A 23894-nucleotide genomic window follows, 5' to 3' on the forward strand; every position below is an offset into this window, starting at 1 on the left:
TATTTTCTATTTTTTTATTTCAGCGTTGTTTGCGTTCATCGCCCCATCAGGAAGCAAGTAAATACCATCTACGTAATTCTTTTTCCCTGAAATCGTATCATCGACAACCAAATAAGCCCAAGGTGCATCTTCCCAAACGAGTTTCTGAATTTCAGCATAGGCCTCTTTGCGTTTTCCTGAATCCGCTGTCTGTAGTGCTGACTTAATCAATTCATCTACTTTTTTATTTTCATAATAGGCAGTGTTATAGGATTTTGGAGGTGCAGATTGTCCAGCTAACAATGGACGGATTCCCCAGTCCGCATCCCCTGTGGAAGAAGACCAGCCGCCATAATAGAGTTCCACTTCAGCGTCTTTTGGATTTTGAACATTCCAAATTTTATCTGAGAGTGTACCGGACTCCATTGGAACAACACTTACTTTGATGCCTACCTGTGATAGCTGCTGTTGGATGAACTCCATAGCCTTCATTGTAGTCGAGCTATTTGCGCCCCATATCGTCGTTTCAAAACCATTTTCATATCCTGCTTCTTTCAACAACTTTTTAGCCTTTTCGGGATCATAAGGATATGGCGTCTGTTTAGAATAGAATTGAAGCTTTTCCGGAATAATAGAATCCAATTTGCTGCCGTATCCACTATAAACTACCTTTAAAAATGCTTCTTTATTTATGGCATAGTTAATAGCTTGACGTACCTTCACATCATTATAAGGCTTCTTCGTAGTATTCATCGTCATATAGCGCGCCACAATGGATTGCTTATTTTCTACTACGATTCCATCTTTTCCATTTATCGATTCCGCTTGTTCAGTAGGGATCGGATAAATATAATCAGCTTCACCTGTTTGCAGCATGGCTACACGGGCACCGTTTTCAGGTACAGGCTTGAATTTGATACCGTCAACTTTTGGCAATCCTTTCTGCCAATAGTCTGGGTTCTTTTCAACCGATAAGTGATCACTTTGATCCCACTCAGCAAATTTGAACGGACCCGTTCCGACTGGGTGAGTAGCTACATCTTTTCCATACTTTTCAATAGCCGCAGGGCTCATGAGTCTTGCAGCTGGGTGAGCAAAGTTATTCAGCATGGCACCAAATGGTTCCTTTAATGTAACTCTGAATGTGTACTCATCAACTGCTTCTGTTTTTTCAACAAGCTCAAACATACTGTAACGTTTTAATTTGTTCTCCGGATTTGCTACCCGGTCAATATTTACTTTTACAGCCTCTGCATTAAACGGGGTGCCGTCATGGAACTTGACCCCCTGTCTTAGCTTGAAAGTGAATACCTTTGCATCATCGCTAGCTTCGTAGCTTTCTGCTAATACAGGAATCATTTTCATATCCTTGTCAAAACCAACAAGTCCTTCTAACATAGTCGATTGGATGGATCCTGACAATGTGTCATTTGTATCTTGCGGATCCATGCTGATAAGGTTAGCCGAAACTGCAATGGTAAGGGAATTACCCTCCTTTTTCGCAAGCGGCTGTTCTTTAGGATTATTCTCTGTCTTGGTCTTTTTGTCTGCATCCGTACTAGATTTTCCGGAACATCCTGCTAGTACCAAAATTAATGCAATAAAAGTGGTTAGAAAAGCAGATAGATATTTTTTCTTTAACAAATCGTTTCCCCCTTACTAAAATTTTTTTTACAATAGTGCTTTAGCACGTTTGCAACGTAAATGATGGAACCAGTTCGCCAATATTCTCTTGGCGGGCATTTTTTAATACAGGACGATAGTGATGCATGAGGCTGTTAATCTGTTCCTCCTCCAAGAAACCAAGCTGTCTTAACGTCTCAATAACTGCCGGGTAGACTGCACGCCCATTCCCATCTTCTATTTTTATCGCAATTCCAAGGCCAGTTACTCTATCACCTGCCAGATAGACTCCTTCGGCCCCTGCCTTGCCAAATAAACGGCCTTTCGCTGCATTCATAAAATCGGTGCAAAAACGCCCTGTGCCTCCAACCATTTCCGGATATTTCATCATGGCAGCAGTAATCCGGTTAGCCGCCTTAGCTCGGTCTTCCCCTAATGAATCCGGCCGTGCCATTCTTGCAAATCCATAAGCCAATCGTTCCAATGGCAAGGCATGCACGGGAACGCCGCATCCGTCTACTCCCATTTCAATCTTTTCAATTGGGAAATCCGTTACCTCGGATAGCGTTTTCAGTATTCTTTGCTGTACGGGATGGCTAAGTAAATAATAGTCCTCTAGCGTCTCATGATTGTGTTTAGCTGTAATCAGCATCCCGGTATGTTTTCCGGAACAATTGTTATATAAAGGCGTGAGTTCTTTTCCGGCTGCAATCAAGTTCTTGTATGTATCGTGCGCATGAGGAATATGTGTGCCGCATTGCAAAGAAGAGTCTTTAATATCCGCCCTTCCAAGAATTTCTAGTACCCGATCGGTATGCTGGGCTTCCCCACTATGTGAGGCACAGCATAACGATAAATCCTGTTCACTTAGCTCATAATGGTCTGCAGCCCCTGTTTCTACTACTGGTATTGCTTGCAGCGGCTTAACAGAAGACCTAGCATAAGTTACCCGATAGGGATTGCCAGCTGAAAAAAGTAATTTACCCTCTGAGTCCACAACGGCAATATGTCCAAAATGTGAACTTTCCACTCTGTTTCCACGATATACATCTACTAGTTTTATAGGATACAAAATCGATCACCCTTTCTATTTGTTGTACTTTTCTGAATCTTTTGTTATAGTATATTACAGCTAAAAACCTATTTCAACCTATTTTTATAAAAATAGGAAATGCAGGATAAATGAGGAAATATAGTTTAATAGGGTTTATTAGGAGGGATTAAGTTTGAAAGTTTTTATTTCTGCGGATATTGAAGGTGTTGCTGGAGTTGTTCATCGTGAGCATACTCTCCGCGATGGACGGGAACACGACCGGGCAAGAATATTAATGACGGAAGAAGTAAATGCGTGTATAGAAGGAGCATTAGCCAGAGGTGCAACAGAAGTTGTTGTAAATGATTCACATGGGACGATGCGTAATTTAATTCCAGAGGTTATACACCAATCTGCCGAATATATTACTGGTTCTCCAAAACCTCTTGCGATGATGGAAGGAATTAGTTCAAACTATGATGCTGCCATTTTTTTAGGTTACCATTCAAGAATGGGAAATGATGGTATATTGAATCATACCTTTCATGGCGGTGTCATTGAAAACATAAAAATTAATAATAAAGACATGGGGGAATTCGCAATAAATGCAGGGATTGCTGGACATTTTGGTGTACCTGTTGTCCTTGTTACAGGATGTCAACATATAGCTAGCGAGGCCACGGATTTCATTCCAGGAATTGAAACTGCAATCGTAAAACGTACTATTAATCGGCAATCTGCACGAAACTTAAGTCCACAAAGAGCACGGGATATAATAAGAGAAAAGACCATGGAATCTCTTTCACGTATTCCAGAAATCAAACCAGTATTAATGCAAGGTCCATTTGTAGTTGAAATTTCTTATCTGAATTCGGGATTAGCAGATGCTGCAGGAATTTTGCCAATCGTAGAGAAGACAAATCCAAAAACCCATCGTTTTGAGACGAATGATTTTATCACTGCTTTTCGGTATATTCGAAGTCTAATAGCAATGGCCGGGGCTTTGCAGTAGAATGCATGGGGACGGTTCTAATGCCCCATTTTATCCAAAAGAAAATCAAACAATGAGGCAGAAGAACCGTCCCTTTGCCTCTGAAGGTGTACCTTCCTGTAACACTGAAAGCAGAAGTCATGAACTTTATTTTTGAATTTTCAATTAATAGATACGATTACAGCCATAAAAACGAAAGAAGCGGTCCCACCTCACATTGTTTCGACATATTCCTAAAGGGCCGGGTTTAGCTGCTTCGGCAAACGGCAATGCTTACCTTCTTCAAGAAGGCGGCACCACCAATCTTGTCATCGAATTAAATAATATGCCGCGTACCAATGATGAGGAAGTATACCAAGTGTGGCTGTTAAAAAACGGCACTAGGCAAAATGCGGGGACTTTAAAGCCTGATCAAAACGGCAACGGCCTAATCACCTACCGCCTCCCCCAAGCCCTATCGTTTGATGCTATTGGAATCACTTTAGAGCCGAACCCAAACAACACCCAACCTCAGGGCCAAAAAGTGATGGGAACTTCTTAGAGGGGTGGTGCAAGGGTGTGACGTGAGTACAATTAGAATCCCGCACATAAATTGCCCGACAACCGGTTACGTGCTAGTCGGGCCTTTTTACTTCCCCGAAGAGAAAAAATTTCTAAAACGGAAAAATCAGCGAATATACCATTGTATAAAAATACGAACTGATGTATATTTATTAATATCTAACTAAAGTTGGATATTTTTAATTTGATATATTCTCCTGGGGGATTTTCTATGATCATTCGAAAAGCGATAATGAGCGATACAGAAAGTATCTATAAATTATTATCAAAGTATGCCAAAGAAGGAAAGCTGTTGGCGAGAACTTATCCTTCTATCTATGAAAATCTGCAAAGTTTCGTTGTTGCAGTTTTAAATGACGAAGTTGTTGGGATTTGCAGTTTGGCAATCCTTGACCGAAATTTAGCTGAAGTGAGGTCACTAGCCGTCAGCCCTGATTATGTCGGAAAAGGAATAGGAAAAGCACTGGTAAAACAAATTATGAAAGAAACAGCAAACTTAGAAATTACTAAACTAATATCATTAACCTATCAAATTGAATTTTTTTCAAAGTTAGGTTTTAATGTGGTAGATAAAAATGAATTACCTCAAAAGATGTGGAAAGATTGCATAAACTGCCCCAAACTGCATTCCTGTGATGAAACAGCGATGTTATTGAACGTTTGATGATGCATGGGGACGGTTCTCATGCATCATTCTTTCCAAGAATAAATAAGACTGAGGCAGAAGAACCGTCCCATGCATCACTTTAGCAAGCACGTCTCCCCTTTGTCATCAAACGCCTGCCCAAAATCAAATGCATAAGGTGTGGGTCCATTTTGAATATAATGACTGTATCGTTTGAATGCCTCCTTCCATGACACATCCCATTGCTTCTCTACCCACCACACTACATACGAAAGGTGCCTTTCTTGGTAAGGCTCCATCCATTTGCTTCGCTCTCGCAACGCTTGCTTATGCAGACCTGAATAGGTAAAACGATATAAGCCTTCGAGGTTTTTCCATGTTGTTAAAGTAAGAACAGGGAATCCACTCCCCTTTTTAGCTTCTTCAGGTATAGGGACTCCTTCAGGTGAAAACACCTCTATAAGTTGTCCAGTTTTAGCTGCCTGATGAATGATTTCATTACCCACTTCGAAAAATTCACTTGATGCCGGGTGGTTGTACGGGTGATTTAACCTGCCAACCGTATAGATTGCAACGAATGCCATACACAGTCCTCCATCTATAGTTTTCACCTATTTATATTCAAGTAAGACGGGAACTTATACCCATGTCTCCGCATGAAACCAACCCTCTCATTCATATATTTTAATGAGAAGGAGAGGAGGAGCGCCTTGCATTACGGGAAATATATCGTCAGTGGCGTGATTTTAGTCTTGGTTATCGTGCTGTTTATTTTTTCTAGCACGAAGGTGGAGTCCGGTCATCGAGGAGTTCTATTGCAATTAGGGGCAGTGAAGCCAACAATCTTGACGGAGGGCTTTCATTTTAAAATTCCATTCATTCAAAATGTGGAACAGATAGAGGTCCGGGTCCAAAAAGAAGAAAGCTCGCAAAGTGCTGCTTCAAAGGATTTACAAATGGTTACAACCAAGGTGGCCGTCAATTACTCAGTCGATCCAGGAGCGGTCAATAAGCTATTTCAGGAAATCGGTCTTGATTATCGTACCCGCATCGTGGAACCTGCCATCGCTGAATCATTAAAGGCGATTACCGCCCAGTATACAGCAGAAGAGCTGATTTCAAAACGTCCGGAAGTATCGGCTAAAGTGAAGGAAATGCTGGACAAGAAATTAATCAAGTATTATATGCTCCTGGAAGATATCAACATTAAAGAATTTGCTTTTAGCGAGGAATTCAACAAAGCAATTGAACTGAAGCAAACAGCCGAACAAAATGCCCTAAAGGCCCAAAGGGATTTAGATCGAATCAAAATTGAAGCCGAACAGCAAGTCACACAAGCGCAAGCCGAAGCAGAGTCATTAAAACTGAAAAAAGAAGAAGTCACACCCGAGCTAATCCAACTAAAACAAATCGAAGTGCAAGAAAAAGCCTTAGAAAAATGGGACGGACGCCTCCCAAGCGTAACCGGCGGGGCCACGCCGTTCATTGATTTGAGCGGGGTAAAATGAAGCATGGGGACGGTTCTTCTGCCTCACTTTGTGAGGCAATAGAACCGTCCCCATGCTCCACATTGTTCGATGTATTTCAGCAATTTTGTTGCCCATGTGCAACCCAATCAAACGTTTAATTAACCTAAAAATTTTATTTTGTTTTTGTGTAACTATTCCAATTATGTAAAGGGCTTACTCAAAGAGTAAGCTTAACCTCTATAAACACTATCACATGTTCCAGGTTTTGGTTCATAATAACAATGATTTTTAAATTGACCGGATTGTGGTTGATCGTACCATGTTGGAGGGCATGGCGCATGTGGATTAAAATACCAAAGGGCATATTTTCCTGGGTGTTGTCTCCAATAATCCAAGTTTTGTTTGGCTAATCTTTTTTCAGAAGTTCTTGCCCTTTGATAAAATACGTTCCCTTTTTGAACAGCCTCAAAGGAAAAATTTCCTCCTTGTACTTGAAAAATAACTGAGTTAATTGATCTTAACCCCTTAAAGTCTAAGCAATTTGCCACAAGACGATTTACAATTACATTTCCCACATATAACATTCCTAATTTTCCTTCACCCTCAGCTTCTGCCCTCATCATCCTCGCCATTAAACTAACGTCTGAACTTCGGTAATTTGCTCTTGGCATTTTTCCACCCCCAAAATATAGTATGAAAAATAGCCTACATTGTTGTCATTGTATATCTAATAAGGATGATACATGGGGACGGTTCTCATGCATCATTATTTCCAATAATTAAATAAGAATGAGGCAAAAGAACCGTCCCCATGCTTCACATTGTTCGAGCTATTCCAACAAAGTGTTGCCCATGTGCAACCCAATCAAACGTTTAATTAAACGGAGTCAATGCCTTGATACCGAAGGATTTTTTCTTCCACTTTTACGAAAATGCTTGTCGGTCAGACAAACGTTTGAGTAAAATGCCACAAAACATTGATAAATTAACGTTCTGTTCCCTATTTCCGTAGAAATTTTGATGAATGCTGCCAGATTAAGGCGAGTGATTTCTGGCAGGTAATACACAAATTCGGAAATCCGCTAATTTGCAACAAATTCTACTACGAATTACCCTACTTAAACGTTTGGATAAAAGCTAAATAACTATTGATTTAATAGACTTTCCATCACAATTCCTCCAAAAATTTTGTCATTTAATCAAACGATTGTGTAGTATTAGACTGAGCCCTTCCCGTAACTGGGTTTACAATTATTTTGTAAGCAGAAGAATGTCGAAATCTTCAATAAGATTCCACTGGTACGATTCTCAATTTATCCGATGATGGCAACGCTACCGAATCAACATGCTTGATTAGTTGAAAAGAAACTTGAATAGACAAAAATAAACGGCTCAGTATTGTGAGCCGTTTGCTTTTTCAGTACAAATATTGATCCACAACACATACAATTTCTTTGATGCATGAGAACCGTCCCCACGTCCCTACTTTAATTTAATGCCAATAAATTTCAGTTCCGTCATTTCTTCTATGGCATATTTTATTCCTTCTCTTCCTACACCGCTTTGTTTTACACCGCCGTAAGGCAGATTATCCTGCCGGTAGGTAGAGATATCGTTAATCCAAACACCGCCTATTTCTAATTGGTCGGCTACCCTGATTGCTCGGTCAATATCCTGGGTGAAGACACCAGCTTGCAAACCGTAAATGGAGTCATTGGCATATCCGATGACTTCCTCTTCCGTATCAAACGGAATAACTGATACAATCGGTGCAAAAACCTCTTCTGCGATGATTTTCATATTACGATCGACATCAGTCATGATGGTCGGGGAAAGAATGGACCCCTTCCGATCGCCGCCAACTTCTATTTTCGCGCCATTTTTGACGGCATCATCAATCCAAAGCTTTGCCCGCTCCGCTTCTTTCTCCGTGATCATGGGCCCGATATCTGTGGCCTCCTCCATTGGATCCCCAATTTTTAAAGCCCTTGTTTCTTTGATAAACTGTTCCAAAAATGCCTGATAAACATTTTTTTGTACAAAGATTCGTTGAGCATGGATACAAACTTGTCCTGAAAAAGAAAAAGCCCCAGTTACTAATCTTGTTACAGCCGTTTGTATGTCTCCATCGTCGAATATGATGTTAGGGGAATTGGAGCCTAATTCAAGGGTAACTTTTTTAAAGCCGGCGGTTTCACGAATTTTCTTTCCAACGGCTAAGCTTCCTGTAAAGGATATTTTATGGACTTTTTCATGCGTGACAAGAGATGCACCTACTTCTCCCGTTCCCATTAACAAATTTAAAGCCCCATCTGGAAGGCCTGCTTCCTGGAATAACTTGACTAATTTATAACCCGACACCGGTGTTTTCTCGGCAGGTTTGAAAACAATTGTATTACCCGCAGCAATCGCTGGTGCAATTTTATGCAATGACAAATTCAGCGGAAAGTTAAAGGGAGTGATGGCTCCTACCACACCTAATGGGATTCGTTTCACTAACCCCAATCGATTTTCGCCGCCAATGGCTGCATCCATTGGCAAGACTTCTCCAGTAATATTTTTGGCAAGTTCAGAAGCAAACCTTAGAACTTGAACGGAACGATTGATTTCATCCCTGCTATATTTGATTGGTTTACCAGCCTCTCGGACAATCGTGTCTATAAAATCCTCAGGCTTTTCCTCTAAAAGGTCAGCAGCTTTTCGCAAAATATCACTCCGTTGATGAGCAGGCATCATCTTCATCGTAGAATGAAAAGTTTCAAAGGCATTTTCTACTGCCTCATTCAGATCAGCTTCTGTCGCTAAAGCTAATTCCGCTACAATTTCTTGATTATATGGATTTTTTACCTCAAGTATTTCTCGATTATGTTCATTTCGCTCTTGACCATTGATAATCGAACCGAGCCGCATGTTGACCCTCCCTTTCTTAGCATTGAAGATGACTTAATTTCTCGGTTAATTTCATGTTTTCACTATAATCAACTGGGCAATCAATAAAGACAGGCTTGTTCATGGCAATGGCCTTCTCTAATGCAGGTTTAAGTTCCTCTGCCCTGTTAATTTGCAAAGCTTCAAATCCGTAAGATGATGCAAGCTGAACAAAGTCAGGATTTCCAAATTTAATATGGGAAGGACGGTTAAACTTTTTCAATTGATGCCATTCGATTAAGCCATATCCTTCATCTCTCCATAATAAAACAATAATAGGGAGATTCAGTCGTTTGGCTGTTTCTAACTCAGCGCCGGTCATTTGAAAAGATCCATCCCCGCATACTGCTACAACGGTACGATTCGGCTCGGCAAGTTTCGCCCCTATCGCTCCTGGGACAGCGATCCCCATTGATGCCAGGCCATTAGAAATAAGACAGGTATTCGGTTGATAGGTATGGAACATCCTCCCCATCCACACTTTATGTGCCCCCACATCTGAAATCACAATATCCACTTCTTTTAAAACAGCTCTTAAATCGGAAATAATTTTCTGAGGTTTGAGCGGGAAGCTCGTATCGACACTAAATTGCTGCAGCTCAGCCAGTGCCTTATTCCTAACGTTCAATACCCATGAATTATTCCTTTCTCTAGGGGAAAGAACTTGATGCAACTTTTCTAAATTCTGTTTGATATCTCCCACAACGTTAAGTTTTACAGGATAATTTTGATCGGTCTCTGCTTCCTCTGTATCAATGTGTAAAATGGAGGTGGCACCATCAGGATTCCATTTAGATGGAGCATATTCTGAAATATCAAAACCAATCGCGATAATTAAATCGGAGTGATTAAATCCACAAGTAATGTAATCATTACCGCCAATGCCTGCTGTAAATAAACTTAAGTCATGGGTCCAGGGAAGAGCTCCTTTTCCCATGAAAGTATGGACGACAGGGATATTGACCTTTTCCACTAGAGCCCTTAATTGATCAGCAGCATGTCCTCTCGTTATTCCGTTACCAGCTAAAATAAGTGGGTGCTCAGCTTGTTCAATAAGTTGAGCTGCCTCTTTAATGACCTGATTCCCTGCTTCTGTTAAAGTATGGACTGCTCCCTTTAAAGGAGTTCCCTGAACCTCCATTCCAGCAACATCATTTGGGAGATCAATGTGGACAGCACCTGGTTTTTCTTGAGTAGATACCTGAAATGCTTTACGAACTGCCTCAGGTATGATTTCACCCTTTTTTATTTGTGCATTCCATTTTGTTACAGGTTCATAGATATGGATCAAATCATAATACTGATGACTAATTTTATGTTGCCTGTCTAAACTAGCTTGGCCAGTAATCGCAACAATTGGATTCAAATCCATGTTGGCATTTGCCACACCTGTTAAAAGATTTGTTGCTCCCGGACCTAATGTGGCTAAGCACACACCCGGTTTTCCCGTTAACCTTCCATAGGTCCCTGCCATAAAAGCAGCACTCGTTTCATGTCTTGTTACGATAAAATTAATCGTTGAATCCAGTAGAGCATCCATAAGATCGATATTTTCCTCGCCTGGTATCCCAAAGATATATTCTACGCCCTCTTCCTCTAAACACTTAACTAATAATTCAGCTGCCTTCACTATTAAACACCCTTTACAATGGATTACGGAGAATTGGATGCTGTTTCTCCGTTCGTACGAATTATAACGTCGGCAATATTCATGATCATTTCCTTCATAAATAAACACTTAATATCCAGACATAAAAATGGAATATATATAGTTAAGATTCTCTTTATGGGGAAATTTATCCTTAATGATTTATGGGATCCTTTCCTTTTGCTTTGTTCTGCCATAAAAAAGCCTCCTTTATAAACTGCATTCTGCCTTACTGATACGCTTTTTTAAAAAGGTGTTATGCAATTATCTGGCCGTTACCATGAAAAAAAGCACAATTCTTTCTGCAGAATTGCGCCTGATTACGAAATAGCCACTTATCCTAGTTTGTTAACAACCTTCCAATGTTGTATTGAGCTTCGTTCCCGTGTAGTGCTAGCACCTAACATATTTACGTTTAAACCCAAGCTTTCCTCTATCAATCTCCTTTTGAATATTTTCGGAAGCATTCAGGATACTGCTCTTTTTCTTATCCCGCTTGATTTCGACTGGGCCAACAGCCTTTGCGGTTTCAACCGCCTTATCGTGGAGCGGCACATAGGAAATCGCAACGGTGTAGATAAAATTATTCATAGCAGATTTTGCTCGATCGGGAGCATCGTGAATGGTCTTTTCCACCTGGTCAAGCATACTGGCAAGCTTGTTTGCTTCAAATTCACTGTCCTTACGATTCCCCAATAGCCAGCAGTAACAGCTCCACCCTGCCGACATTCTCAGTTCTTCCCCGCTGGCAATCCATTTATCCGCAACAGCCTGCGCAATATCGGTTTCAGACAAGGTGACCGCCACTACATAATCGGACAGCATATAAAAATACGCCCCATCCATCCACCGGTCAAAATCCGCCTCCGTCATGGCCATTGGGTCCGCAATGATGCCGGCAAAATACATGGCATCGTAGTTTCCGGTGGCGTAAAGCTGATCGGCTAATGGCTGATCCTTCTTGATTTTCTTTGCGAGGGGCTTCATGGCACCTGTTGCCACGCCAAATACCGGCTCGTGTGCACCATTGCCTATGTACATCTTTTTCAATCGCTCCTTGCCGAGCGCCCCAAGCTCCTGCATAACTGTTTCGAAATCCATTGTTTTTGCACTTCCTTCCCCGTATCAACATACCCACTTCATTTTAACCATATAGCTTATATTCTTAATAATCATACTACCCGAAAACATTCCACGAGTCTTGAAAAAAGGGGGTAAGTTCAGATAAAAAGCCAATTATAGGGTAATTCTAGAGGGCGGTAAAAAGAGGGTGGAAAGTATATTGGCGAGGCATGGGGACGGTTCTAATGCATCATTTTTTTGGAATTCAAATAGAAATGAGGCCGAGATCCGTCCTCTGCCTCATCCCAAATTTTGAAGCACGAGAACCGTCCCCATGCTTCATGATTTCTCAACAGTCTTCGCAATCACAGCCCCAAATATAAGTGCCCAAACAGGCGCGCTGATGTGGAGAAAAGAAACCTGCGACAGAGCGATTAGAAAGGCAGCTAATGCACTTAGGCGGTAGCGGTTTCCGGAAAACCCTTGCTGCAAACTGGAATGCAGCACCCCGATTAAGGCAAAGCCGGCCAGCAGCGATACAAATGCCTGTGGCAGGGATTGGATGAAGGGGACGATTTTCCAAGCAAAAATACCAAATAACATAACGAAAATCCCACACAAAACAGATCCGGCATATCGTTTTGATTTTTCGCCAGAATCAGGGCCGGCGCAGATCGCTGTCATCATACCGGCGATATTCGCGCAATGGCCGCCGAAAAACCCCGTGATGCTTGAAAACACACCGCTAATGGTGACAATTTTACGGATGGGTGGGTCAAAATCCTCGCTTTCCAAGGCGCCTATTCCCGGTGCCGCATCATTGCTAAGGACTAACATCGCCAGCGGGAGGGCCAAGGTCAAGACTCCCATCCACGAGAATTCCGGAGCATGCAGCGACGGCAAGGAAAAAGGAATTCCCTGTGAACTCAAGTCAAGATCCTGTGTGAAAAAAAGGGCAACAAACGCCACGGCGACCGCTGCCATGACGGCAGGAATCCGCTTGCTGTATTTGGTGCATACAAAAAAGCTGACCAAGGCCGCCAACCCGACCACAGGCATTTCTTGAATAGCCGGAATCAGCTTTACAACATATCCGGTAACCAATCCTGCCAGCATCGCCGATATCACTTCCTTCGGCACCCATTTGATGATTTTGGTGAAAAGGCCCGACACGCCAACAATCATGATCGTAAGCCCCGACAACACATATCCGCCGATGAGTTCCGGAAAGGTAAAATGGGCCGTAACCGTTGCTAGGAAAGCCACTCCCGTGATGGAATGGCCGCCAGTGATCGGCTTTCGAAAAAGAAGAGCCATCAAAACTCCAACTACACCGGGGAAAAAATTGGCGGCAAACATCCAGGTAATCGTTTGCTCATTGGTAAAACCTCCGGCGGCTGCAGCCTGCAAAATAATTAACGCCGGTCCCGTCATAAGCAATGTGCTGGAAATAAGACCTGATGATAGATTTTGACTATTAATATCGTGAAGAAAAGATTTTCTTTTTCTATTGGACTGTAAACGAACACTTTCATCTAATTTTCCTGGTAATCCCATCTGCCTTCCACATGTCCTCTCTTTTTATACTATTATTAAAAAGGTAGGCTAATATATTTCGATTGTCAAACTTTTTGGAATAGTTCATTAGTTTTTGAGGCACGGGGACGGTTCTCATGCATCAGCGCGGAGTGAGTGAGGCACAAAACCGTCCCTATGCATCAGCGGAGTGAGTGAGGCACAAGAACCGTCCCCATGCATCATCGCGGAGTGAGTGAGGCACAAGAACCGTCCCCATGCATCACCCACTCAAATAAGGCGAACAGTGTTTTAACTGTCCGCCAAGATTTATCATTATTTAGTCTATTTAAGAGACGAGATTTACTGTATTCCTTCCAGCTGATTTTGATTTATACATGGCTGAATCTGCGAGTTTAAGTATTGAAGCGGGAGTGTCTTCTGGTTGGCACATAGCCATGCCAATGCTTGCGGAGATTTTACAATCGTGTACGCTTATCTGCAGGAGGTTTAAGATCCGATTTGCTTCAGCTTCTGCTTGGTGTAAGCTAACACCTCTAAGCAATACTGTGAACTCATCACCTCCAAGACGACCCACAAAAGTACCCTCATTTTCTATTTCTAGTAGTTTTCGGGAAACCTCTATTAAAAGTTGATCCCCAACCTCGTGGCCATACCGGTCGTTTACCCTTTTAAAGCCGTCCAAATCAATAAACATTAAGTAGGATTGGTCCTTTTTCTTTAAGGCATTCTCTAACTCTCTTATAAAGTAATGTCTATTGGGAAGTCCTGTTAAAGAATCGTATAAAGCCATTTTGGTTAGTTTTTCATTTAACTCCTGTATTTTTAGCTGCCTATTTATGAGTTTCTCCGCTAATGCCCCAACCCCAATCGAGCAAGAAAGGGTAATCAACGAAATCCCAATATGCAATGCGGCGGTCTCATCAATCACATCTTCACTGTGGAATTTTTTCTCATAAAAGAACCAGATTAGATGATAGGCATTGACGATGATTCCAGCAAAAACACCGCCATATAACCCTAAATAATAGGAAAAGATGAAGCACGGGATAAGCAATGCAAACCAAGACATATCATCAATATAAAACCTTTCATAATCATCTAAAGAATCGGGTATGAGTATAATAAACACACATAACAAAAGAAGGGGTAATGGAATTTTCCGAGTATTTATCGACAAACTTTTCAATTGTTAATCCTCCGCCAATCATTGCTCTTAGATAGAAGTTGGGAAAACGCCTCTACATCCACAGGCTTACTGAATAGATATCCTTGGATCAGACTACATTTGTGCTTTAATAAAAAAGTAAGTTGTTCTTCTGTTTCAACCCCTTCAGCTACCACCTTTATTTTTAGTTCTTGTGCCAAATAAAGGATTGATTTGATGATCGCTTCATCATCAAAACTAGAATGAATAGAATTAATAAAAGAACGATCAATTTTTAAAAAATCCACTTTAAATTTTTTCAAATAATTAATCGAGGAGTATCCTGTCCCGAAATCATCTAAGGAGATCGCAATACCACTCTCTTTTAAAGCATTGATGGTCGCTAAAACTTTTATTTCATTTTGAATAAGGGATGTCTCGGTAATTTCAAACTCCAACCATTTTGGATCGACGTTTGTTTCGGCTAGAATCATTTGCAATTTGCTAACGAGATCGTCCTTTAAAAAACGTTTCGCACTAATATTGATCGATATGGGAACGATGTCTTTTCCATCCTCCAACCATTGTTTAATTTGCTTACAAACCTCAAGCATCACCCAATCCCCTAAACCAATAATTAAATTCGTTTCTTCTGCTAATGGAATAAAATGATCAGGAGGAAGAATTCCCCTTTCAGGATGGTTCCAGCGAATCAAAGCCTCGGCTCCCTTAATTTCCCTGGTCTTTGGGTCCACTTTCGGCTGATAATAGAGGACGAATTGTTCTTCTTGAATAGCTTTTATTAAATCGTTGACCATCAGAAATTGCTGATGAAATTCAGTTGTCATCGAAGGAGTGTAAAACTGAATATTGTTTTTCCCCAGTCCTTTTGCGCGATATAAAGCAATATCCGTATTGGCGCAAAGCTCATTCATGGTCCGGCCGTCACGTGGAAAAATGCCGATTCCAATACTGGTCGTAATGTGTAAGTGATAATCTTGAATGATAAATGGGGACTCAAATTCCCTTTGTATTTTTAATGCCACTTCATTTGCGGCTTTCGGATGACAATTCGGTAGAATAATGGCAAATTCATCGCCGCCGAGTCTTACTAACAGATCATTTTCAGTAAGATGGCTACCCAATCTCTTTGCTGCTTCTTTTAGAAGTTCATCTCCTCCAGAATGTCCTAATGTATCATTCACAAACTTGAAGCGGTCCAAATCCAAATAAAACAAGACAAACTTCTCATTATTTTTTCTGACTAGATGCTCCAATTTCTCTTCAAATAATCGTCTATTTGGCAAATCGGTTAAATAATCGTGATAGGCATAATAATTAATCTGATCATATTCTAATTTCTTGTTATGAATATCAGTAACTAGACCATCTAGACGTACTAAGGCTCCATCGGAGTCTAAAATGGGAAATGTCCGGGCCTCGACCCATTTTATCTTTCCCGACGAATCCACAATACGGTACTGATATATACAGTTTTTTCCCTTTTGGAGTTCCTTCTGGTTTTGTTCAAAAGTCTGTAAATCTTCAGGATAAATCAGTTCTTTCCAATTGCGGGAACCATTCATAAAATCTTCTTTTTTGATTCCTGATAAGGTTTCAATACCTGAAGATACATAAACAACTTTACGAGCGCGGATATCCCAAGACCAAACACCTAAATTTAGACTTTCATAAATTTGCTGGAATTGTGTTTCACTTTCCTTTAACCGTGTCTCAGTCTGAATAAGTTTTGAAATGTCTTTCGCAATTCCGTAAATTCCTACTACCTCACCATTGGAAAACATAGGAATATTGGTAACGGTAACTTCGACATAATGTCCGGCTTTATGAATGCAGCTGCAATTATATTGTTGCACCTGCCCGCCTACAGCAAGTTGAAAATGAACCGAAACCTGATCTAGATCTTCTTTTTTAACTAATGCATGGTACAATCCATGAATCTCATTTGAGGAGTACCCAAGAAAGCCTTCTATACTTTTATTGCAGCTTAAAATATTGCCTACTAAGTCCATTGTGAAAATGGTATCAGGATGATGATGAAATATTGATTGATGAATATTTTGTTTATGAAAATCATCAGAGGAAATCGTGTATGCGGTCTTTGCGGTCTTTGCAATTTGAAGTATGCTCACTAATAATTCCCCTCAATTTCACGATTTTTGTGGCCATTTCTATTTAGAGGTACATGATTTAATAATTGAATTTGATAAATTAATTCATCTAGTTCTCTACTGCATTTCAACACTGTCGGACTGGAAAAGCCATATAAATAAACAAGACTTTCTAACTTGTTTTTCAGTTCTGAAATCTGTTCTAAGATCAATGAGGCATTATCCATTTTTTCCTCCACTTTTACTATAACTGCTTTAATTTTATAGTTTCATTATGAAATAACAGGAAAAAATAAAATATCACCATACCTTCCCAATATGAACAATCATAAAAATAAGGAAGGTCTTCCTATATACAAACAGTCCTAACTACCCGTATTTTTTCACAAAAAAAAGGCCAATTCTGGCCCTTATTTCAGTTTATCTTTTTATATAATTTCTGACTGCTGCTAATGTTTTCATAGCAATCGGCTTTCATTGTGTGGTTTATCGTCTCTTTATCACCGAGGCCAAGAATCCCCAACATTCCCAAACTTTCATAAAAGAGGGAATGGACTTTATCTTGCAGGTTTTTATTGAAATAAATTAACACATTTCTGCAGAGAATGACATGAAATTCATTAAATGAATGATCCGTCACTAAATTATGCTGGGCAAAGACGATATTCTTGGAAAGGAACGGATGGAATTTCACACCGTTATTGGTGACCTGATAATAGTCAGAAAATGCTTTTTTTCCACCCGCTAAAATATAATTATTCGTATATTTCCTCATCTGTTCTAACGGAAATACCCCTGATTTGGCAATTTTTAATACCTCCGCATTGATGTCAGTGGCGTAAATCTTGGTCTTTTCATAGATGCCCTCTTCATGGAGCAGCATAGCCATGGAATACACTTCTTCACCTGTCGAGCAACCTGCATGCCAGATCCGAATCGAAGGGTAAGTCCGCAATTGTGGAACGACTTTTTCCCTGAAGTCGAGAAAAAATAAGGGATCGCGAAACATTTCTGTCACATGAATCGAGAAGTCCGAAATGAGCCTTTTTAAACAAGCAGGATCATGTAAAATCTTTTCTAACAACCCCGTAATACTTGAAAGTTTTTCGGCATGGATCCTATGCCAGATTCTCCTTCGGATCGATTTATAAGCATAGTTTCGAAAGTCATAGCCGCACCATGTGTATAAACCTTGTAATAACAAGTCGATTTCAAGTTTTTCTAAATCCTGTTGGGATTCTGTCGAATGATTACTCATAAGCCCTCTCAATCATTTATTCTAGATTCTCAAAGATTATTATTTTTTATTGTATAGCCACACTCTTATCAGAGAGATCAGTTGATCCGGGTCAAAAGGCTTCACAATATAGTCAGACGCTCCTGCCTTTATACACTTTTCTCGATCTTCCTTCATCGCCTTGGCCGTTAGGGCAATGATAGGTAAAGAAGAGTATTGCGGCTTTTCTCTTATTCTTTGAATGGCTTCATATCCATCCATTTCAGGCATCATGATATCCATCAATACCAAATCAAAACCGGGACCTTTTTCTAAAATTTCAATACCTTCCTTGCCATTCTCGGCAAATGTAATGTCCATATGATAAGTTTCGAGTAAACTCATTAACGCGTAGACGTTTCGGACGTCATCATCCACGAGAAGAATCCTCTTTCCCTCAAGCTCCTTCTGAACCGTAATTTGATCGGCAGTGTCCACGTTCCCATTTTCTTCCTCTTTTTCACTTTCGGAATGCAAATATAATTCCAATTCATCCATTAACCTTTGCGGTGAATGCTGATCTTTAATAATGATGGTATTCGTGTATTTTAATAAATGGATCTCTTCTTTCGCACTTAAGTCACGGCCCGTGTAAATAAATACGTGTAACTGTTCGTTGTCAGGGCTGTTCTTAATTTTTGCTAATAAGTCCATTCCATTTGTATCTGTTAATCCTAAATCAAGGATCATAAAATCAAACTTGTTTACCTTTAACTCTTCCATTGCCTCCAAACCCGTTGAGACAGCTTTGATGACGACATTTTTTGCACCGACCAATTCCATTAAACTATTGCGTTGTCTCACATCATCATCGACTATCAAAAGCCTTTTTATCGGTTGATTGATATCTAACGTAAGGTCTTTTTCATGTACACTGGCGGGCTCACTTATTTCCTCTCGCTTTACATTTGCGGGTTCAATCGTTACGGCCACCTCTTTCAAGGGCTTAACCTGTTTTTGTTCCTTGGCCTCCTCTTGAAAATCCGCTACATAAAAAGAAAATCTGCTTCCCTTCCCCTGTTCACTTTCAACCACAATTTCGCCGTTTAAAAGATTGGCTATTTCTCGACAAATGGACAAACCTAATCCGGTTCCGCCAAACCTCCGACTCGTCGTACCGTCAGCTTGCTGGAAGGCTTCAAAAATAAGCTCCTGCTTATCATCTGGAATCCCAATCCCCGTATCAACGACAGAAAAAACATACGTTGGCTGCTGGACAATGTTAGGGGACAATCCAATCTCAAGCCTTACCTCGCCTTGATTCGTGAACTTAAAGGCATTGGACAAGAGATTTTTTAGAACCTGCTGTAACCTTTGTTCGTCACTAATTAGTGATAGCGGCAGATCATCCTGTAAAGAAATGTGGAAGTTTACGTTCTTTTCGTCTGCGATGGGCCTAAAACTATTTTCCACAAACTCTACTAGATCACTAATCAGTACTTTACCAGGATTCACCCTCATTTTTCCTGATTCAATTTTTGCCAAATCTAAAATATCATTGATGAGTACCAATAAATCACGGCCAGAAGAATGAATCGTCTTTGAAAACCTTACCTGTTTTTCGGTAAGGTTCCCCCCCGAATTTTCCGCAAGCAATTTAGAAAGAATCAACAAACTATTTAATGGCGTTCGAAGCTCGTGGGACATATTGGCCAGAAATTCGGATTTATATTTGGAGCTTAACGCGAGCTGCCTTGCCTGTTCTTCCAGCTCAGCACGGGCACGTTCTACTTCCCTGTTCGTCCATTCAAACATTTGATTCTTCTCTTCTAATATGGCCGCCTTTTCGATCAATTCCTTATTGGTTTGTTCCAATTCTTCCTGCTGATACTGCAGTGTTAGCTCTGATTGTCTTAGTGCTTGTGTTTGTTCCTCTAACTCTTCATTTGTAGCTCTGAGTTCCTCCTGCTGTGCCTGTAACTCCTCAGATTGTGCCTGGACCTCTTCCGTTAACATTTGGGATTCTTGCAGTAATTGAGCAAGTCGAATTCTTCCATACACACTCTCAAGGATAATCCCTAAACTCTTCGCGATTTCGTCCAATAATCCATTCTGTTCCTCCGTTAAAGCTTTAAAGGATGCAAGTTCTAATACCGCTTTTACTTCGCCTTCAAACAAAATCGGGAAAATAGAAAGATATAGAGGTGTTCTTTCCCCCACACCAGTTTTTATTTGTATATAGTCTGATGGTACATCTGTAAGAATAATTGGAGCCTTCTCAATGGCAGCCTGTCCGATGAGGCCCTCCCCAAGTTTAAATGTAATGGGATGCTGTTTATCGTTCATTTTTCCATAGGCTGCAAGCAAGGTAAGGGACGAATCTTCCTTGCCGTACAGGACCGCATGACAGGAGTCAAGTAAAGGTACAGCCTTTGACAAAAATGTTTGAGACAGTGTTTCCAGATTTTGTATACCACTTAAACTAGTGGTAATGTCCGCAATATTTGACTTTACCCAGAGCAAACTTTGTTCACGCATTCTTTGTTCCGCCAACGACTGCACCATCGTATTAAAAGAACGAGCGACTTCACCAACCTCATCATTGGATGTTACTTCAACCTTTGTGCGAAGATCAGCCTTTCCATTTGCGACATTTTCCATGACATTCGAAACTTTACTTAACCGATCCGCAAATTTCCACACGATTCGGACGATATAACTGGATGAAAGAACAATAGCGATCAAGCTAATAAGACTGGTGATCGCTATTTGCCACTTAAAGCTTTTGGTTGAATCAACAAAAGATGCGCTCATGTTGGTTTCAAAATGCTTGGTAAAGACTGAAATTTCCTGAAAAAGCTTGTCATGAATGGAATGCCCGTTGTTATCGATCATCTCAATTGCTGCAGCCTTATCACCTTTAGCATTAAGTTCGATTACTTTATCTTTATAAACATTAAATTCAATAATAATTTCCTTTAGATTATGGACCATATTTATTTGCTCGCTGGTATTGACTTTGGATTCCAACAAGGTAAGATCCTGACTCACTCTTTCACTTAACATATCAACATGATCCAATTCCTTTTGAATCGAAGCTTTGTTAGTGAAAAGGACCACATTTCTTAAACCAATGGCCTCATCTTTTATTTCCTTTTGGATTTTTGTCGCTAACAATGCCTTCTCATAATTGAGTTGAGTAAGCTCCGTCAATTTCGTCAGATTTTGAATCTGTAATAACCCAAAAACGATGATGAGAAGAACAATGATTGGCTTACTGCTAATTCCCAGAATTAGCTTCGTTTTGAATTTCATAAAGAGCTCCTCGCACTAAATTTTACATGCTGAATGTCCTTATCTTATGCTTTAAGATTCTCACCCTCTTCAATACATGTTTGGTATACCTTTGCCATAGCCTGCAAGCGATCATTAACGGCTAGTTTTTGAAAAATCCGTGTAATATGATTTTTTACTGTATGTTCACTAATAAATAACACATCTGAAATTTCTTTATTGCTTAACCCATTTACTAAAAGCTTAAATACATCCATTTCTCTTGATGAAATAGCGTATAGTTGTTCAGTACGAAGCAGTGCTGCATCGAGAAGCGATGCACTTGAAAACCCACCGGAAGCTTCCACATGTCCACTCGTTAATTCTCCTTTATTGCTCTTTTCCTTCTTTTCAAAACGGATAATTCCCTTGCGGTTCGTTGTTTTAGAGAGAGCCGGAACAAGAAACGCTTCGAATTCGGCAGCAGGTACAGGAGGAGAAAAAAGGTAACCCTGGGCCTCGTCACATTGGTATTTTTTCAAAAAATCTAACTGTTCCTCTGTCTCAACACCCTCAGCAACCACCGACATATGAAGTCCGTGAGCTAACGAAATAATCGAGGAAATGAGCGTTTGGCTATGTGAGGCATCTTTGGAAATATCCCTTATAAAGGATCGGTCAATTTTTATGGTATGGACTGGAAAACGCATGAGATAGCTTAATGAGGAATAACCTGTACCAAAGTCATCGATACTGACCCGAATCCCCCATTTTCTAAGTTGGTTTAATGTTCTTGTGATGATCTCCTCGTTTCCCAATATGGTTGATTCGGTAATTTCAATTTCTAACCATTCTGGGCCTAGTTCCGTTTCCTTTAAAATTTGCTGAATTCTGCCAACCAAGTCTTTTTGTAAAAATTGTTGGGCTGAGAAATTCACTGATATTTGAATGGGGGCATATCCAGCTTGCTGCCAAGCTTTATTTTGCAGACAAACAGACTTAAGTACCCAGTCGCCAAATGCCATTATGTCCCCCGACTCTTCTGCCAGCGGGATAAATTCCGCAGGAGAGACAGGACCCCAGTTCGGATGATTCCATCTTAATAAGGCTTCGGCATTTCTAACTTTACCCGTTTCAATATCTACTCGAGGCTGATAAACAATGGATAACTCCTCACGTTCGATCGCTTTTCGCAAGTCGTTCCTTAAAATAAAGTTCTTATATGATTGGATATTCATCCCGGAATGGAATACCTTATATCTATTTTTCCCTTGTTCTTTTGCACGATAAAGGGCCGCATCTGCGTTCCTCATTAATACTTGGGCATCCTCTCCGTCGTAGGGAAAAACACTAATTCCTATAGAAGTGGTCATGTATAATTCATAGTTATCAATAAAGAATGGCTCTTTATAAACCTCTAAAATAGTCTCTGCTAGTTCAAGTGCGCTTTCCCGGTCCGTATCTGGTAAAAGAATCGTGAATTCGTCTCCGCCTAACCTTGCCACTAAGTCCTGGGCTCTTGCAGTGGCCGAAAGTCTTTTGGCGATTTCCAGTAGCAATTTATCCCCTACAATATGCCCGAGTGAATCATTAATATATTTAAATCGGTCCATGTCCAAATACATCATCGCTAAAGGTTGATTAGACTGCCTGCCTTTATTTAGCATGAACGTTAATTTTTCATTAAATAATCTTCTATTTGGCAGCTCCGTCAAGCTGTCGTAATAGGCCATATGGGTAATCTTTTCCTGATCATGCTTCTTCTTGGAAATATCACGGATCGTAACAGCAATAAGACAGCGATCCTGTACATATCTTTTGCCAATTTGGATTTCAGCCGGAAAGACTGTTCCATCTTTTCTAGTAGCCTTAATCTCTTCCAGATTGTCATGACCCGATAGATAACTTACATTCTTTATCGTATTTAATAAACTTTTAATATAATTAGTAGATTCTTCTCCTAAAAATAGCTCCAATACACTTTTTCGGATTAATTCATGCTCATGATATTGGAACATTCCTTTAATGGCCGGGTTGACTTTTAAGATCCTCCCACTTTCATCAATGACAATCATGGTGTCGATGGAGGTTTCACTGATCACATTTGCTAATGCTTCAGAAATGCGCAATTGAGAAGTCAAATTCGATAGCTCCACATTAGCCTTTTCTAATTCCTTTGTTTTCTCCGTAAGAATAGCGGCTTGCTGTCTTAGCTGCTGATTTAATTTATAAATCTCAATAAAACGTTCGACTTTTGCTTTTAAAATAGTAGGTTCGAGAGGTTTCAGAATATAATCAATCGCACCGAGGGAATATCCGGTGAAAATATGCTCGGAATCCATATTATTGGCGGTAATAAAAAGAATGGGAATGTTTTTCGTCTTTTCGCGTGCTTTAATAATCTTGGCTGTCCCGAAGCCGTCTATACCAGGCATTTGTACATCTAGCAAGATTGCCGCAAAATCATGCCTTAGCAGGCATTTTAGTGCCTCTTCACCCGAAGAAGCTTTTACTAAATTGTAATCTTCATGCTCAATAATCGCTTCCAAAGCTAATAAATTCTCGGGTCTATCATCGACTAATAGGATATTTATTTTACTATCAATGCTCATCATAATCCTCCCCTCTTGTACATAGGACCAAAAGGTATTCTTTATAAGTAATAAATTAG

General features: G+C 40.3%; 18 protein-coding genes. 4 read left to right on the forward strand and 14 right to left on the reverse strand.

Going from position 1 to position 23894, the window contains the following annotated elements; all coding sequences use genetic code 11:
• Positions 1-6 precede the first annotated feature (6 nt).
• Positions 7-1623 carry a glutathione ABC transporter substrate-binding protein gene (locus V5M37_RS26965; protein ID WP_423799950.1) on the reverse strand — a complete coding sequence of 539 codons (1617 nt, stop codon included), beginning with the start codon at positions 1621-1623 and terminating at the stop codon, positions 7-9.
• A gap of 40 nt (positions 1624-1663) precedes the next feature.
• Complete coding sequence (locus tag V5M37_RS26970) at positions 1664-2674, reverse strand: asparaginase (RefSeq protein WP_423799951.1); 1011 nt, start codon at positions 2672-2674, stop codon at positions 1664-1666.
• Between the two features lie 154 nt (positions 2675-2828).
• Here V5M37_RS26970 and V5M37_RS26975 point away from each other — a divergent pair, with 154 nt between their 5' ends.
• The 3 genes from V5M37_RS26975 (at position 2829) to V5M37_RS26985 (ending at position 4851) form a co-directional block, all read left to right on the forward strand.
• Positions 2829-3647: a M55 family metallopeptidase gene (locus V5M37_RS26975; RefSeq protein WP_423799952.1), complete on the forward strand. Its 819-nt coding sequence runs from the start codon at positions 2829-2831 to the stop codon at positions 3645-3647.
• Positions 3648-3843: 196 nt separating this feature from the next.
• Complete coding sequence (locus V5M37_RS26980) at positions 3844-4167, forward strand: anti-sigma factor (protein ID WP_423799953.1); 324 nt, start codon at positions 3844-3846, stop codon at positions 4165-4167.
• 231 nt (positions 4168-4398) lie between these two features.
• Positions 4399-4851: an N-acetyltransferase gene (locus V5M37_RS26985; RefSeq protein WP_423799954.1), complete on the forward strand. Its 453-nt coding sequence runs from the start codon at positions 4399-4401 to the stop codon at positions 4849-4851.
• 77 nt (positions 4852-4928) lie between these two features.
• On the opposite strand, the gene V5M37_RS26990 is transcribed toward V5M37_RS26985, so the two are convergent.
• Entirely contained in the window at positions 4929-5396 is a 468-nt protein-coding gene (locus V5M37_RS26990; RefSeq protein ID WP_423799955.1) for a DUF3291 domain-containing protein, read from the reverse strand.
• A 126-nt stretch (positions 5397-5522) separates the two neighbouring features.
• On the opposite strand from V5M37_RS26990, the gene V5M37_RS26995 reads away from it, so the two are divergent.
• Positions 5523-6320 carry a prohibitin family protein gene (locus V5M37_RS26995; RefSeq protein WP_423799956.1) on the forward strand — a complete coding sequence of 266 codons (798 nt, stop codon included), beginning with the start codon at positions 5523-5525 and terminating at the stop codon, positions 6318-6320.
• 191 nt (positions 6321-6511) lie between these two features.
• On the opposite strand, the gene V5M37_RS27000 is transcribed toward V5M37_RS26995, so the two are convergent.
• The 11 genes from V5M37_RS27000 to V5M37_RS27050 form a co-directional block, all read right to left on the reverse strand.
• Positions 6512-6952, reverse strand: coding sequence for a cell wall hydrolase (locus tag V5M37_RS27000; protein ID WP_423799957.1), 441 nt, complete (start codon positions 6950-6952; stop codon positions 6512-6514).
• 811 nt (positions 6953-7763) lie between these two features.
• On the reverse strand, positions 7764-9191 hold the full coding sequence (locus V5M37_RS27005; protein ID WP_423799958.1) for an aldehyde dehydrogenase family protein: 1428 nt from the start codon (positions 9189-9191) through the stop codon (positions 7764-7766).
• A gap of 16 nt (positions 9192-9207) precedes the next feature.
• Positions 9208-10839, reverse strand: a complete 1632-nt coding sequence (locus V5M37_RS27010) for an acetolactate synthase large subunit (RefSeq protein WP_423799959.1) — start codon at positions 10837-10839, stop codon at positions 9208-9210.
• A gap of 411 nt (positions 10840-11250) precedes the next feature.
• Complete coding sequence (locus tag V5M37_RS27015; RefSeq protein ID WP_423799960.1) at positions 11251-11958, reverse strand: DNA alkylation repair protein; 708 nt, start codon at positions 11956-11958, stop codon at positions 11251-11253.
• Positions 11959-12258: 300 nt separating this feature from the next.
• Entirely contained in the window at positions 12259-13476 is a 1218-nt protein-coding gene (locus V5M37_RS27020; protein WP_423799961.1) for a benzoate/H(+) symporter BenE family transporter, read from the reverse strand.
• Between the two features lie 307 nt (positions 13477-13783).
• On the reverse strand, positions 13784-14644 hold the full coding sequence (locus tag V5M37_RS27025) for a GGDEF domain-containing protein (RefSeq protein WP_423799962.1): 861 nt from the start codon (positions 14642-14644) through the stop codon (positions 13784-13786).
• The gene (locus V5M37_RS27030) at positions 14641-16755 is read right to left on the reverse strand and encodes a sensor domain-containing protein (RefSeq protein ID WP_423799963.1); all 2115 of its coding nucleotides are present in this window, start codon (positions 16753-16755) and stop codon (positions 14641-14643) included. The genes V5M37_RS27025 and V5M37_RS27030 overlap by 4 nt, the downstream gene beginning before the upstream one ends.
• On the reverse strand, positions 16755-16961 hold the full coding sequence (locus V5M37_RS27035; RefSeq protein ID WP_423799964.1) for an aspartyl-phosphate phosphatase Spo0E family protein: 207 nt from the start codon (positions 16959-16961) through the stop codon (positions 16755-16757). The genes V5M37_RS27030 and V5M37_RS27035 overlap by 1 nt, the downstream gene beginning before the upstream one ends.
• Positions 16962-17149: 188 nt before the next feature.
• Positions 17150-17992: a CheR family methyltransferase gene (locus V5M37_RS27040; RefSeq protein ID WP_423799965.1), complete on the reverse strand. Its 843-nt coding sequence runs from the start codon at positions 17990-17992 to the stop codon at positions 17150-17152.
• A gap of 39 nt (positions 17993-18031) precedes the next feature.
• Positions 18032-21265: a response regulator gene (locus V5M37_RS27045; protein ID WP_423799966.1), complete on the reverse strand. Its 3234-nt coding sequence runs from the start codon at positions 21263-21265 to the stop codon at positions 18032-18034.
• A 44-nt stretch (positions 21266-21309) separates the two neighbouring features.
• Positions 21310-23835: an EAL domain-containing protein gene (locus V5M37_RS27050; RefSeq protein WP_423799967.1), complete on the reverse strand. Its 2526-nt coding sequence runs from the start codon at positions 23833-23835 to the stop codon at positions 21310-21312.
• Between the last annotated feature and the right edge of the window lie 59 nt (positions 23836-23894).

The organism is Neobacillus sp. SAB-20_R2A (genome assembly GCF_049568635.1).
GTDB lineage: Bacteria > Bacillota > Bacilli > Bacillales > Cytobacillaceae > Neobacillus > Neobacillus citreus.